Origin of the sequence: Streptomyces sp. NPDC047072 (genome assembly GCF_040643855.1) — a bacterium.
Taxonomy (GTDB): domain Bacteria; phylum Actinomycetota; class Actinomycetes; order Streptomycetales; family Streptomycetaceae; genus Streptomyces.
On sequence record NZ_JBEYVC010000236.1, the window covers coordinates 1 to 13,924 of the forward strand.

At 70.7% G+C, this 13,924-nt stretch carries 10 protein-coding genes and 1 pseudogene; 8 read left to right on the forward strand and 3 right to left on the reverse strand.

Annotated elements, in window-relative coordinates:
• Positions 1–44 precede the first annotated feature (44 nt).
• The gene (locus tag ABZ896_RS48500; protein ID WP_360944417.1) at positions 45–752 is read right to left on the reverse strand and encodes a GntR family transcriptional regulator; all 708 of its coding nucleotides are present in this window, start codon (positions 750–752) and stop codon (positions 45–47) included.
• A gap of 162 nt (positions 753–914) precedes the next feature.
• Between ABZ896_RS48500 and ABZ896_RS48505 the strand changes: the two genes are divergently transcribed.
• Entirely contained in the window at positions 915–1,730 is an 816-nt protein-coding gene (locus ABZ896_RS48505; RefSeq protein ID WP_360944420.1) for an acyl-CoA dehydrogenase family protein, read from the forward strand.
• Positions 1,731–1,757: 27 nt separating this feature from the next.
• On the opposite strand, the gene ABZ896_RS48510 is transcribed toward ABZ896_RS48505, so the two are convergent.
• Positions 1,758–2,447 (reverse strand): GntR family transcriptional regulator, encoded by a 690-nt coding sequence (locus ABZ896_RS48510; protein ID WP_360944423.1) that lies wholly within the window; start codon positions 2,445–2,447, stop codon positions 1,758–1,760.
• A gap of 223 nt (positions 2,448–2,670) precedes the next feature.
• On the opposite strand from ABZ896_RS48510, the gene ABZ896_RS48515 reads away from it, so the two are divergent.
• The 5 genes from ABZ896_RS48515 to ABZ896_RS48535 all read left to right on the forward strand — a co-directional run bounded on the left by ABZ896_RS48515 (position 2,671) and on the right by ABZ896_RS48535 (position 8,879).
• A complete protein-coding gene (locus tag ABZ896_RS48515; RefSeq protein ID WP_360944426.1) occupies positions 2,671–3,150 on the forward strand; it encodes an NAD(P)H-dependent oxidoreductase subunit E in 480 nt (159 codons plus the stop codon).
• The gene (locus ABZ896_RS48520) at positions 3,147–4,760 is read left to right on the forward strand and encodes an NADH-quinone oxidoreductase subunit NuoF (protein ID WP_360944429.1); all 1,614 of its coding nucleotides are present in this window, start codon (positions 3,147–3,149) and stop codon (positions 4,758–4,760) included. The genes ABZ896_RS48515 and ABZ896_RS48520 overlap by 4 nt, the downstream gene beginning before the upstream one ends.
• Positions 4,757–7,579: a formate dehydrogenase subunit alpha gene (gene fdhF, locus ABZ896_RS48525; protein WP_360944432.1), complete on the forward strand. Its 2,823-nt coding sequence runs from the start codon at positions 4,757–4,759 to the stop codon at positions 7,577–7,579. The genes ABZ896_RS48520 and fdhF overlap by 4 nt, the downstream gene beginning before the upstream one ends.
• A gap of 1 nt (position 7,580) precedes the next feature.
• The gene (locus tag ABZ896_RS48530) at positions 7,581–7,793 is read left to right on the forward strand and encodes a formate dehydrogenase subunit delta (protein ID WP_360944435.1); all 213 of its coding nucleotides are present in this window, start codon (positions 7,581–7,583) and stop codon (positions 7,791–7,793) included.
• 150 nt (positions 7,794–7,943) lie between these two features.
• Positions 7,944–8,879, forward strand: a complete 936-nt coding sequence (locus ABZ896_RS48535; RefSeq protein WP_360944438.1) for a LysR family transcriptional regulator — start codon at positions 7,944–7,946, stop codon at positions 8,877–8,879.
• Between the two features lie 40 nt (positions 8,880–8,919).
• On the opposite strand, the gene ABZ896_RS48540 is transcribed toward ABZ896_RS48535, so the two are convergent.
• Positions 8,920–10,503, reverse strand: a complete 1,584-nt coding sequence (locus ABZ896_RS48540; RefSeq protein ID WP_360944441.1) for a FadD7 family fatty acid--CoA ligase — start codon at positions 10,501–10,503, stop codon at positions 8,920–8,922.
• A gap of 254 nt (positions 10,504–10,757) precedes the next feature.
• Between ABZ896_RS48540 and oxc the strand changes: the two genes are divergently transcribed.
• Both oxc and frc read left to right on the forward strand, forming a co-directional pair.
• Positions 10,758–12,506, forward strand: coding sequence for an oxalyl-CoA decarboxylase (oxc, locus tag ABZ896_RS48545; RefSeq protein ID WP_360944444.1), 1,749 nt, complete (start codon positions 10,758–10,760; stop codon positions 12,504–12,506).
• Between the two features lie 47 nt (positions 12,507–12,553).
• Positions 12,554–13,807: pseudogene (gene frc / locus ABZ896_RS48550) on the forward strand (formyl-CoA transferase); the annotation flags it as partial.
• Positions 13,808–13,924: the final 117 nt, after the last annotated feature.

Here is a 13,924-nt window from a genome sequence, read left to right on the forward strand (position 1 = left end):
GGCGAGTCCCGCGACCGTGTCGGACTGGAGGCCCGCGCACAGGATCAGCCGGTCCACACGGACCCGTTCCTGCCGACCACCGCCGCGATCTGCGCGCAGTAGAAGTCGGTGGTGTTCCGGGTGTGCCGGCGCATGAGTTCCTCGGCGCGGTCGGGGGCGCCCTCGCCGATGGCCTCGATGATCCGCGCGTGCTCGTTCCAGGCGTCCTTGCCGCGGGGCCTGGCGATGGGCATGTAGTACCAGCGCACCCGCCGGTCGACCTGGGGGATGAGCTCGGCGAGGACCGCGTTTCGGGACAACAGCGTGATGTGGCCGTGGAGCGCGGCGTTCGCCTCCACGATGGCACGGGCGTCCCCGGCCGCCAGAGCGGTCAGCCCTGTCTGCTGGAGCTCCCACAGCCGGGCGACGTCACGCGGAGTGGCGTGCTCGGCGGCACCGCGTGCGGAGTGGGTCTCCAACAGCGCCCGGACGCTGAGGAGTTGGGCGCACTCCTGCGCCGTGGGGGAGTGGACGTACGCCCCCTGGGCGGGGCGCAGGTCCACCCAGCCCGCGGTCTGGAGCCGCTGGAGCGCCTCGCGGATCGGCTGCCGGCTGACCCCGAGGCTGTCGGCGAGTTCCGCCTCGACCAGGTGCTGGCCGGGCTTGAGCGAGCCGTTGATGATCAGTTCGGTGAGGGCCTCGTAGACGGCCTGACGCAGTGGCGCGGGCCTGCTGATGGGGCCACGGGCTGTCGCGGTGGGTGTGTCCGGCATGGACCCTGTCTCCCTCGTTCGACGGGTGGTCAGGCCGTCCGCCCCCTACCGAGTCCCCGGGAATTGCTCGGCTCGGCCTCTGGCGCGATCGCCTGTCCATGCAGAATACTGTATGCAATCATCGTCCGACAGGACCGCAGCCGCTCCCGAGGGGGTCGCCCCGTGTCGTACCGCTCTGCTCTCTCCGACGTCCTGACCGGCGTCGTCGGACCCGTCGCCGAAGCGACCCGCGTCCAGGGCAGGTTCCCCCGCGGCGCCGTGACGGCCCTGGGCCGCGCCGGACTGCTCGGGCTCACCGTCGCCACCGAACTCGGCGGCGGGGGACGGGGGTTGCCGGAAGTCGTGGACGTCGTGACGCGGGCCGCGCGCGTCTGCCCCGCGACGGCGGCCGTGCTCCGGTCCCACTACGCGGCCGTCGCCGTCATCGAGACGTACGGCACCCCCTGGATGCGCGGCGAGATCGCCGCCGGACGTCACCTCGCCAGCCTCGCCCTGGCGGAATCGCAGGCGGACGGGGACCCGGCGGGAGCGGAGGACGACGGCCCGGGAGCGGAGACCCAGCTGCTCGTGGCGCGCTCCGTCGCCACCCGCTCCGGCGACGTGGTCGCCCTGCGGGCCCGCAAGCGGCGGGTGGTCGCGGCCGGTGAGGCGGACGTCTACGTCTGGTCCTCCCGCCCCCTCGCCGCCCCGGACGGCCTGACGCTCTGGGCGGTCCCGGCGCACGCCCCGGACCTGTTCGTCCCGGCCCGACCGGGCGCCACGGGCCCCCGCGGCAGCGCGACGTCCACGGTCTTCGCCGACCCCGTGCTGGTCCCCGTCGAAGCGATGCTCGGTGGGGACGGCGGCGGGCTCGACATCGTGCTGCGCACGGTCCTGCCCTGGCTGCTCGAACTGCGCGCCGCCGCCGGGACCGTCCGGCCGCCGGCCCTCGACCTCGGCGGAGCCCGCCGTCCCGCCGGCTCCCTCGCCGCGTCCTGAACCGTGTCCGGACAGCGGCCCGGAGAGTCAGTCCTGGCGCGCGCCCGCCGCGATCTGCTTGCGGTAGAAGTCGGTCGTGCGCTCGGTGTGCCGGCGCATGACGTCGCCCGCCCGGTCCGCGTCGCCGTCGGCGATGGCCTTGATGAGCTGGGTGTGCTCGTTCCACGCCTCCTTGCCGCGGGGCTTGGCGATGGGCGTGTAGTACCAGCGGACCTTCTGGCCGACCTGGGCGATCAGTTCGGCCAGCACGTCGTTGGCGGCGATGGCGGTGATGAAGTCGTGCAGCGCGGTGTTGGCCGCGACGAGACCTTCGACGTCGCCGCCGGCGAGGGCGGCGATACCGTCCAGCTGGAGTTCATCAAGACGAGTGATGTCCTCGGGCCTCGCGTTCTTGGCGGCGAGCTGGGCCGAGTATGTCTCCAGGACCGAGCGCACTCCGAGGAGCTGGGCGGCCTCCTCCTCCGTGGGGGAGTGGACGAAAGCCCCCTGAGCGGGACGCAGGTCGACCCATCCGGCGGTCTGGAGCCGCTGGAGCGCCTCCCGGACCGGCTGGCGGCTGACGCCGAGATGCTCGGCGAGCTCGGCCTCGACCAGGTGCTGGCCGGGCTTGAGGGAGCCGTTGACGATGAGTTCGGTCAGGGCGTCGTACACGGCCTGACGCAGCGGTGCCGGGCGGGTGACGCGCCGGGACGCTGCGGCCGTGAGTGCCTCGCGCATGGTTGTCCCGTTCTGCCGCCTAAGTCGCGGGGGCGGCGGTCTTGCCGAGTGGGGCCGTCCGGACGGTTGTCGACGGCCGCGTCAGCATACCGACGCCGGTATGCAATATGGCCGACCTCTGGGTCCGTGGACGGGGTTGTGTATACAGAAGTCTGTATGGAGTATGGATCCGAGTCCCCTGCGGCTCTCGCCGGGGACCCGTGTGACGGAAGGCGAAGCGATCATGACGACCAGCGGGAGTGACGTGACCGTCGAGAGCGTGGTCCGGAGGGTGGTGGCCCGTCACCGGGGCGAACGCGGTCCGCTGCTGCCCGTACTGCACGCCCTCCAGGCCGAGTTGGGGCATGTACCGCAGGAGGCCGTACCGGTGCTCGCCGAGGAACTCAACCTCTCCCGGGCGGACGTCCACGGAGTGGTGACCTTCTACCACGACTTCCGCCGCGCCCCCGCGGGCCGCACCACCGTGCGCATCTGCCGCGCCGAGGCCTGCCAGGCCCTGGGCGCCGACCAACTGGTGCGCTACGCACACGAGTCCGGGCTGCGGCTCGGCGAGACGACGCCGGACGGCTCGGTCACCGTCGAACAGGTCTTCTGCCTCGGCAACTGCGCCCTCGGCCCCTCGGTGGAGGCGAACGGACGGCTCCACGGACGAGTCGGCCCCGCCCGCCTCGGCGCGATCCTCGACGGGACGGTCTCCTCATGAGCAACTCCTCGCATTCCACGGCCACGGTCTACGTCCCCCGCGACTCGGCGGCCAGGTCGGTCGGCGCCGACGAGGTCGCGCGCGCCCTCCAACTGGCCGCCGATCGGGGGGACTTCGCCCTGGACGTCGTACGCAACGGATCGCGCGGCATGCTGTGGCTGGAGCCCCTCGTCGAGGTGGTGACCCCCCAAGGGCGCGTCGGATACGGCCCGGTGACACCGGAGGACGTCGACGGACTCCTGGCGGCCGGCATGCTCGACGGCGCGGATCACCCCCTCCGCCTCGGCGTCGTCGACGAACTCCCTTGGCTGGAACGCCAGAACCGTGTCACCTTCGCCCGAATCGGCGTGACCGACCCCCTCTCGACCGAGGACTACGAAGCGCACGGCGGCCTCGCCGGACTGCGCGCCGCCCTGGACCTCACGCCCGCGGACGTCGTCACCGAGGTCACCGCCTCCGGACTGCGCGGCCGCGGCGGCGCCGGATTCCCGGCGGGCATCAAGTGGAAGACGGTGCTGGACTGTTCGGACGAGCTGAAGTTCGTCTGCTGCAACGCCGACGAGGGCGACAGCGGTACCTTCGCCGACCGCATGGTCATGGAGGGCGACCCCTTCATGCTGATCGAGGGCATGACGATCGCCGCGCACGCGGTCGGGGCGAGCGAGGGCTACCTCTACATCCGCTCCGAATACCCCGACGCGATCGCCACGATGCGCCAGGCCATCGGCATCGCGCGCGAACACGGCTGGCTCGGCCGGAACATCCTCGGCTCCGCACTCCACTTCGACCTGCACGTCCGCGTCGGCGCCGGCGCGTACATCTGCGGCGAGGAGACCTCCATGCTGGAGAGCCTGGAGGGCAAACGCGGCATGGTCCGCGCCAAACCGCCGATCCCCGCGATCGAGGGCCTGTTCGGCAAACCGACGGTCGTGAACAACGTCCTCACGCTCGCCACCGTGCCCGTCGTGATGGCCGAGGGCGCGCAAGCCTACGAGCGTCTCGGCGTCGAACGCTCCCGCGGCACCCAGGTGTTCCAGCTCGGCGGCAACATCGCCCACGGCGGCATCGTGGAGGCCGCCTTCGGCATCACCCTGCGCGAACTCATCGAGGAGTACGGCGGCGGCACCCACTCCGGACGCCCCGTGCGCACCGCGCAGGTCGGCGGCCCCCTCGGGGCCTACCTGCCGGAGTCGATGTTCGATCTCCCCATGGACTACGAGGCGTTCGCCGCCGCCGGTGCCATGGTCGGGCACGGAGGCGTGGTCGTCTTCGACGAGACCGTCGACATGGCCCAACAGGCCCGCTTCGCGATGGAGTTCTGCGCCGAGGAGTCCTGCGGCAAGTGCACCCCGTGCCGGGTCGGCGCGGTGCGCGGCGTCGAGGTGATCGACAAGATCGTCGCAGGCACCCACAGGGACGAGAACCTCGCCCTGCTCGAAGACCTCTGCGACCTGATGACCGAGGGCTCCCTGTGCGCGATGGGCGGGCTGACCCCGCTGCCCGTGCGCAGCGCCCTCACCCACTTCCCCGACGACTTCCTCGGCGGCCGTCGACTCCTGGACATCCAACCCGTACAGGCGACTGGCCGCAGGACGGAGGGCACGGCATGACACTCCTCAAGGAACCCGACTTCGGAACCCCGGAACGGCCGGGACCGGCGACGGTGAACGTGGAGGTGGACGGCCTCCCGGTGACCGTCCCCGAGGGCACCTCGGTGATGCGCGCCGCGGCCCAAGCAGGCGTCGACATACCCAAGTTGTGCGCCACCGACAGCCTGGAGGCGTTCGGCTCCTGCCGGTTGTGCGTCGTCGAGATCGACGGCCGCCGCGGCACCCCGGCCTCCTGCACCACCCCCTGCGCCGACGGCATGAAGGTCAGCACCCAGACCCCCAAGGTGGAGAAGCTCCGCCAGGGCGTCATGGAGCTCTACATCTCCGACCACCCCCTCGACTGCCTGACCTGCCCGGCCAACGGCGACTGCGAACTCCAGGACATGGCAGGGGTGGTGGGCCTCAGGCAGGTCCGCTACGGCTACGAGGGCGAGAACCACCTCGACGCCGAGAAGGACACCTCCAACCCCTACTTCGACTTCGACCCCTCCAAGTGCATCGCCTGCTCCCGCTGCGTCCGCGCCTGCGGCGAGGTCCAGGGCACCTTCGCGCTCACCATCGAGGGCCGCGGCTTCGACTCCAAGGTCTCGGCGGGCGCGGGGGAGTCCTTCATGGACTCCGAGTGCGTCTCCTGCGGAGCCTGCGTCCAGGCCTGCCCCACCTCCACCCTCCAGGAACGCTCGGTCGTCGAACTCGGCATGCCCACCAGGTCAGTTGTGACCACCTGCGCCTACTGCGGTGTCGGCTGCTCCTTCAAGGCCGAGCTGCGCGGCGACGAACTCGTGCGCATGGTGCCGTACAAGGACGGCGGCGCCAACGAAGGCCACTCCTGTGTGAAGGGCCGGTTCGCTTTCGGCTACGCCACCCACCCCGACCGCATGCTCAAGCCCATGGTGCGCGACCGGATCACCGACCCCTGGCGGGAAGTCGAGTGGGACGAGGCGATCGGCACGGTCGCCCGCCGCATGCGCGAGATCCAGGACCGGCACGGATCGGCCGCGATCGGCGCCATCACCTCCTCGCGCTGCACCAACGAAGAGGTGTACGTCGTACAGAAGATGGTCCGCGCGGCCTTCGGGAACAACAACGTCGACACCTGCGCCCGCGTCTGCCATTCCCCGACGGGCTACGGACTCAAGCAAACCTTCGGCGAGTCGGCCGGCACCCAGGACTTCCGCTCGGTCGCCGAGGCCGACGTCATCATGGTGATCGGCGCCAACCCCACCGACGGACACCCGGTGTTCGCCTCCCGGATGAAGCGACGGCTGCGCGAGGGCGCGAAGTTGATCGTCGTGGACCCGCGCCGCATCGACCTCGTCCGCTCGCCCCACATCGAGGCCCAGCACCACCTCCAGCTGCGGCCGAGCACGAATGTCGCCGTCGTCAACGCCATGGCGCATGTCGTGGTCACCGAGGGCCTCACGGACCGGGACTTCGTGGCCGAACGCTGCGAAGGCTTCGACGAATGGGCCGAGTTCATCGCCCGCCCCGAGAACAGCCCGGAAGCGGTGGAACCCGTCACCGGCGTCCCGGCGGCCGAACTCCGCGCCGCCGCAAGGCTGTACGCCGAAGCGCCCAACGGCGCCATCTACTACGGCCTCGGTGTCACCGAGCACAGCCAGGGCTCGACCATGGTCATGGGAATGGCCAACCTCGCGATGGCGTGCGGCAACATCGGCCGCGACGGCGTCGGCGTGAACCCGCTGCGCGGCCAGAACAACGTCCAGGGCTCCTGCGACATGGGCTCCTTCCCGCACGAACTCCCCGGCTACCGGCACGTCTCCGACGACGCGGTCCGCACCGTCTTCGAGAACCTCTGGGGCGGAACCCTCCTCGCGGAGCCGGGACTTCGCATCCCGAACATGTTCGACGCGGCCATCGACGGCACCTTCCGCGGCCTGTTCGTGCACGGCGAGGACATCGCGCAGTCCGACCCCAACCTGGGGCACGTCACCGCCGCCCTCGAAGCGATGGAACTCGTCGTCGTCCAGGACCTGTTCCTCAACGAGACCGCGAAGTTCGCCCACGTCTTCCTGCCCGGCGCGTCCTTCCTGGAGAAGGACGGCACCTTCACCAACGCCGAGCGCCGCATCAACCGGGTGCGTGCGGTGATGAAACCGAAGACCGGCAAGCACGAGTGGCAGATCGTCACCGAGATCGCCACGGCCATGGGCTACGCGATGTCGTACGACCATCCAGGCCAGATCATGGACGAGATCGCCTCCGTCACCCCGACGTTCACCGGCGTCTCCTTCGACCTCCTCGACAAGCTCGGCAGCGTCCAGTGGCCCTGCAACGAGCAGGCACCCGAGGGCACGCCCATCATGCATGTGGACGAATTCACGCGCGGCAAGGGCAAGTTCGTGGTCACCTCCTACGTGCCGACCAACGAACGCAGCACCCGCCGCTTCCCGCTGGTCCTCACCACGGGACGGATCCTCAGCCAGTACAACGTCGGCGCCCAGACCCGCCGTACCGGCAACGTCGCCTGGCACCCCGAGGACATCCTGGAGCTGCACCCCCACGACGCCGAGGACCGCGGCATCAACGACGGCGACATGGTCACCCTCGCCAGCCGCGTCGGGCAGACCACCCTGCGCGCCGAGATCTCCGACCGGATGCCGACCGGGGTCGTGTACACCACGTTCCACCACCCCGTCACCGGCGCCAACGTGGTCACCACGGAGAACTCCGACTGGGCCACCAACTGCCCGGAGTACAAGGTGACCGCCGTACAGGTCGCCCTCGCCCGCCCGGACCGGCATACCGAGACCGAGACCGAGGCCGCCGGGACCGACCTCGTGACGGTGGTGGACTGAGATGACAGCGACCGTGCCGTCGGAGTGCCGAATGGCCAACGACATCGCCAGGAACCTCGGCCATCTGCCGGGGAAGGAGGCCGCCGAGGCGATCGCGGGGCACATCGGCAGGTTCTGGGACCCGCGGATGCGCGCCCGGCTCCACGAGTTCGTCGACGCCGGCGTGGAGGGGCTCGACCCTCTGGTGGTGGCCGCGGTGAAGCATCTGCGCTGAGCCGGCGGCGCGGAGTCGCTCTCGTCAGGCCGCCCGGGGACTGTACACACAGAACGGATACTGCATACAGTATTTGTAGACCGTCTGTGGCGAGCCCTCACGGAACCGCCTGTGCGGTCCTTGCGCGGCCCGGCGAGAGAGGAGTCGTTCATGCTGTTCCGGCAGCTCGAATACTTCGTGGCGGTGGCGAGGGAACGGCACTTCGCCCGGGCGGCGGAATCCTGCTACGTCTCGCAGCCCGCGCTCTCAGCGGCCATCGCCAAACTGGAGCGGGAGCTGAACGTCACGCTGATCAACCGCGGCCACAACTACCAGGGCCTCACCCCCGAGGGCGAGCGCCTGGTGGTGTGGGCCAAGCGGATCCTCGCCGAACAGGACGCGTTCAAGGCCGAGGTGGCCGCCGTGCAGTCCGGCATCACGGGGACGCTGAGACTCGGCACCGACCCCACCGCGTCCACGACCCTCGCCCTCCCCGTCGCCGCGTTCTGCGCGGCGCACCCGCTCGCCAAGGTCCAGGTGCGCTCACGGCTGTCGACGAAGGAACTGCACCGGCAGCTGCGCGACTACGAACTCGACGTCGCCATCGCCCACTTCGACCCGGACGACCGCGAGGGCCTGCAGATCGTCCCCCTCTACCAGGAGCGCTACATGCTCCTGGTCTCGGACGAACAGCTGGTCGCCCAGTCCACCACCGTGACCTGGGCGGACGCGGCTCAGTTGCCGCTCGCGCTGCTGACACCCGACATGCGGATCCGGCAGATTGTGGACACCGTGTTCGCGGAGAAGGGGTTCGTGGTGACCCCGCAGGTCGAGACGGACTCGATCGCCTCGCTCTACGCACACGTGGGCGGCGGAGGCTGGGCGAGCATCGTGCCGCACACGTGGCTGCGCGCGATGCCGGTGGTGGGCCGGACCAGAGCCCTGCCCCTGGTCGACCCGGAGGCCGGCGCCCAGGTCTCGGTGGCGATCCACGCGGCCACCCCCGGCTCGGTCGCCGCCCGCGCCTTCGTCAACGCGGCGACGGGCCTGTCCCTGGACGACTTCTTCGCCCGGCCCCTGCCGGCCGCCGAGCACCGCGTGCACTGAAGCGGGCGACGGCTCCCGTCACGGCGCATCCGGTCCGACGTCACAGCCCATACCGAGCCTGTACGGCCTTCCGGTCCAGCCCACCCTTGGCCGTATACGGCAGCGCGGCGACCACCTCCAGCCGGTCCGGCACCTCGAAGGGAGCGAGGTGTTCCCGGCAGTACCGCAGGATCTCCTCGCGCCCGGCGCCGTCCGCCTCCCGCACCACGACCGCGGCCCCGACCCGCTGCCCGTACACCGCGTCCGGTACGGCGAACACGGCCGCCTCCGCGACCCCCGGGCACCCGGCGAGGATGTCCTCGACGTGCTCGGGCGAGATCTTCTCGCCGCCCCGGTTGATGAGGTTCTTGATCCGCCCGGTCAGCGACAGATACCCGTCCCCGTCCAGCGCGCCCAGATCGCCGGTGCGCAGCCACCCGCCGACGAAGGTGCGCGCCGACTCGTCGCCGTCGCCCAGATAGCCCCGGGCGACCGTGGGCCCCTGCACCCACACCTCGCCCTCGACACCCGCCGGGCACGGCGTCCCGTTCCGGTCGACGATCCGCACCGCGACCCCGGTCGGCCGGCCCACCGACCCCTGCCGGAGCGCTCCCCGCTGCGGCAACGGTTCGCTGGTCGCCTGGTGCGAGGACTCGGTCATCCCGTACGCGGACAGCAGCGGCGCCCCGAAGGTCCGCTCCAACGCCCGCTGCGTCGCCGTGTTGAGAGGGGCGCTGCAGCTCCGTACGAACTTGAGCGGCGGCGCCTGCGCCGAGGGGTACTCCCGCTCCGACCTCTCCAGCAGGATCTCGTGGATGGCCGGCACCGCCGTGAACCAGGTGGCGCCCACGGCCCGCATGTCGTCCCAGAACGTGCCCGCCGAGAACCGCCCCCGCTCGGGCAGCAGTACACAGCCCCCGCTCGCGAGGGACGCCAGCAGCGCCGCGAAGAGTCCGTGGCCGTGGAAGAGCGGCATCACCGCGACGGTCGCGTCCCCGGGCCCCAACTCGTAGGTGGCGCAGATGTTCTGGAGGGAGGCGGCCACATTGGCGTGGGTCAGCGGGACCATCTTCGCCCGGTCGGTGGTGCCGGCGGTGAACAGGACGAGGGCGTCCTCGGCCGTCAACTCGCCTGCCACCCCTGTGGATCGGGGCAGTTCACCCACGCCGGGTCCGAGTGCGACCGCGGCCGTGCCCGCGCGGGACGCGTCCACGCGCAACGGCCAGGCGGGTACCGGCAGCGCGGCGGTACCAGTCGTCGACGGATCGTGCAGCACGGCCCGCGCTCCCAACGCCCGGAGCCGTGCGGCGAGTTGGGCGTGCGGCAGCGCGGGATCCAGCGGAGCCGTGACGAGTCCGGCCCGCGCCGCGCCCAGCAGTCCTACGACGAACTCCGCCGTGTTGGCGCAGAGCAGGCCGACGGCGTCACCGCGGCGCAGGCCGGCGCCGGAGAGCCGGGCCGCCACGTCGTCGGCGAGGGCCGCGAGCGCCCGGTACGACAGGGGCGCGCGCTCGCCGGTCACCACGAGGGCGCGGGCGTAAGGGCGTTCACGCACCTGCCGGTCGAGGAGACCGGCGAGGCCCGTGACCTCGGGAGGCCGGTACCCGCTCGCGTCGCGCACGGATGCCGCGGCCGGAACGGCCATGACCCCACCCCCTCGCGCAGGTCCGATGAAACATCCTCTGCGAGCGTGCGGTGGCACCCGGCGGGAGTCCAATACCCGCTGGCGAACGCCCGATAGCAGCTGTCTATCAAGGGAGTTGCCAGGCCCCTCACCAGCTGTCGATAGACGCTGTTTATCGGCTGGTCGCCGATGGGTCTTGGACGCGGACGAGCGCGCTGCGGATGGTGAGAGAAGTAGCCGCTCCGGCAGGACCTGCCCAAGGAGGACCTCGGACCATGACCGCTCCCTCGACCCTGGAGACCGCGGCAGCAGCCGACGTTCCGACCGAGCTCACCGACGGGTACCACCTGGTCGTCGACGCGCTCAAGCTGAACGACGTCGACACCATCTACGGCGTCGTCGGCATCCCGATCACCGACCTGGCCCGTCTCGCCCAGGCGCAGGGCATCCGCTACATCGGCTTCCGCCACGAGAGCAACGCCGGACACGCGGCCGCCATCGCCGGCTACCTCAACAAGAAGCCCGGCGTGGCCCTGACGGTCTCGGCCCCCGGGTTCCTCAACGGCCTGGTCGCCCTCGCCAACGCGACCACCAACTGCTTCCCCATGGTCCAGATCTCCGGCTCCAGCGAGCGCCACCTCGTCGACCTCAAGCAGGGCGACTACGAGGAGATGGACCAACTCGCCGCCGCACAGCCCTTCGTGAAGGCCGCCTACCGGGTCAGCCGGGTGGAGGACATCGGCCGCGGCATCGCCCGTGCCCTGCGCACCGCGATCTCCGGGCGCCCCGGCGGTGTCTATCTCGACATCCCCGCCGCGGTGCTCGGCGCCATCATGCCCAAGGCCGAGGGCGACCGGACCCTGAGCCGCCTCGTCGACCCCGCCCCGCGCCAACTCCCGGCGCCGGAGGCCGTGGACCGCGCGATCGAGCTCCTCGCCTCCGCCGAGCGTCCGCTGGTCGTGCTGGGCAAGGGAGCCGCGTACGCCCAAGCGGACGCGAAGGTACGGCAGTTCATCGAGTCCACCGGCATCCCCTACGTACCGATGTCGATGGCGAAGGGCCTGCTGCCCGACGACCACCCGCAGTCGGCCGCGACCGCGCGCTCGCTCGCGCTGAAGAAGGCCGACGTCGTGATGCTGATCGGCGCCCGCCTCAACTGGCTCCTTGGCCACGGCCAGACGGGGTGGAACCCGGACGCCCAGTTCGTCCAGATCGACATCGACCCCAAGGAGATGGACAGCAACCAGCCCATCGCCGCGCCGCTCGTCGGCGACATCGAGTCGGTGCTCGACGCGCTCGCCGAACGCACCAAGCCCGGCCAGATCCAGGCCCCTTCGGCCTGGCGCGAGGAACTCGGGGCGCGCTCGGCGCAGAACGTGGCGAAGATGGCCAAGCGGCTGGAGGCCGACCCGCACCCGATGCAGTTCATGGGCGCCCTGAAGGCCGTACGCGATGTGGTGCACCAGCACCCGGAGACGTACATCGTCAACGAGGGCGCCAACGCCCTGGACATCGCGCGCAACGTCATCGACATGCACGTGCCGCGCCACCGCCTCGACAGCGGCACCTGGGGCGTCATGGGCATCGGCATGGGCTACGCCATCGCCGCGGCCGTCGAGAGCGGCGCCCCGGTCGTGGCCATCGAGGGCGACAGCGCCTTCGGGTTCAGCGGTATCGAGATCGAGACGATCTGCCGCTACAAGCTGCCCGTGATCACCGTGATCATGAACAACGGCGGGGTCTACCGCGGCGACGACACCAACCCGTACGACGACGAACCCTCGCCCACCACGCTCATGTCGGCGGCCCGACACGACCTGCTCATCGAGTCGTTCGGCGGCAAGGGCTACCGCGCCACCACCCCCGCCGAGGTCACCGCCGCGCTCACCGAGGCGCTCGCCGCCGGCGGCCCGGCGCTCATCGACTGCGTGATCGACCCCTCGGCCGGCACCGAGAGCGGCCACATCTCGCACCTCAACCCCAAGGGCATCACCGTCGGCAACATCACGCCGGCCAAGAAGTGACCGCCTAGACCTCGTAGACCGCGCAACTTCACGAAAAGGAAGCACACATGAGTGAAAAGCCGCTCGCCGGAATCAAGGTGATCGACTTCACCGGGGTCCAGGCCGGTCCCGCCTGCACGCAGATGCTCGCCTGGTTCGGCGCCGACGTGCTGAAGGTGGAGCGCCCCAACGGCGGCGATGTGACGCGCCGTCAGCTCAGGGACATCGAGGACCTGGACGCGCTCTACTTCACGATGCTCAACAGCAACAAGCGCTCCCTCGCCATCAACACCAAGACCGGCGAGGGCAAAGAGGTGTTGGAGAAGCTCATCAAGGACGCCGACGTCCTGGTGGAGAACTTCGCGCCGGGCGCGCTGGACCGCATGGGCTTCACCTGGGAGCGCATCCAGGAGCTCAACCCGCGCCTCATCTTCGGCTCGGTGAAGGGCTTCAACGACCAGTCGTCCTGGAACGACCTCAAGGTCTACGAGAACGTCGCCCAGTGCGCGGGCGGCGCCGCCTCCACCACCGGCTTCTGGGACGGCCCGCCCACCATCTCCGGCGCCGCCATCGGCGACACCAACACCGGGATGCACCTGGCGATCGGCATCCTCACCGCGATCATCGACCGCGGGAAGACCGGCCGGGGCCAGAAGGTCTCCGTCTCCATGCAGGACGCCGTCCTCAACCTCTGCCGCGTCAAGCTGCGCGACCAGCAGCGCCTGGAGCGGGTCGGCTACCTGGAGGAGTACCCGCAGTACCCCAACGGCGAGTTCACCGACGTCGTCCCGCGCGGCGGCAACGCGGGCGGCGGCGGCCAGCCCGGCTGGGTCCTCAAGTGCAAGGGCTGGGAGACCGACCCGAACGCGTACATCTACTTCACCGTCCAGGAGCAGAACTGGAAGCGCACCGCCGAGGTGATCGGCCACCCCGAGTGGGCCGAGGACCCGGAGTACGCGACCGCGCGCGCCCGCCAGTCGCACATCTTCGAGATCTTCGAGGAGATCGAGAAGTGGCTCGCGGACAAGACCAAGTACGAGGCGGTCGACATCCTGCGCGAGTGGGAGGTGCCCTGCGCCCCGGTGATGAGCATGAAGGAGATCGCCTACGACGAGGATCTGCGCAACAGCGGCACCGTCGTCGAGGTCGAGCAGAAGGGCCGCGGCACGTATCTGACCGTCGGCAGCCCGGTGAAGTTCTCCGGGTTCAAGCCGGAGATCGTCGGCGCCCCGCTGCTGGGCGAGCACAGCTCCGAGGTGCTGGTCGAGCTGGGCTACGACGAGGAGACGATCGGCCGGCTGAAGGAGAGCGGCGGTCTCGTCCCGCCCGGTGCGCCGGGCCAGGCCCGTCACTCCTCGACTTCCTCCTCGACCGGGAACGCGAACCGGCCGTCCTGGCCGCGCTGTTGCCCGCGGCGGCTCAGCGTGGCGGGTCGGGCG

Bases quoted from the DNA above. Each gene is read 5' to 3' on its own strand.
- ABZ896_RS48500 (WP_360944417.1), bottom strand. From the start codon at position 752: ATGCCGGACACACCCACCGCGACAGCCCGTGGCCCCATCAGCAGGCCC.
- ABZ896_RS48510 (WP_360944423.1), bottom strand. From the start codon at position 2,447: ATGCGCGAGGCACTCACGGCCGCAGCGTCCCGGCGCGTCACCCGCCCG.
- ABZ896_RS48515 (WP_360944426.1), top strand. From the start codon at position 2,671: ATGACGACCAGCGGGAGTGACGTGACCGTCGAGAGCGTGGTCCGGAGG.
- ABZ896_RS48520 (WP_360944429.1), top strand. From the start codon at position 3,147: ATGAGCAACTCCTCGCATTCCACGGCCACGGTCTACGTCCCCCGCGAC.
- fdhF (WP_360944432.1), top strand. From the start codon at position 4,757: ATGACACTCCTCAAGGAACCCGACTTCGGAACCCCGGAACGGCCGGGA.
- ABZ896_RS48530 (WP_360944435.1), top strand. From the start codon at position 7,581: ATGACAGCGACCGTGCCGTCGGAGTGCCGAATGGCCAACGACATCGCC.
- ABZ896_RS48535 (WP_360944438.1), top strand. From the start codon at position 7,944: ATGCTGTTCCGGCAGCTCGAATACTTCGTGGCGGTGGCGAGGGAACGG.
- ABZ896_RS48540 (WP_360944441.1), bottom strand. From the start codon at position 10,503: ATGGCCGTTCCGGCCGCGGCATCCGTGCGCGACGCGAGCGGGTACCGG.
- oxc (WP_360944444.1), top strand. From the start codon at position 10,758: ATGACCGCTCCCTCGACCCTGGAGACCGCGGCAGCAGCCGACGTTCCG.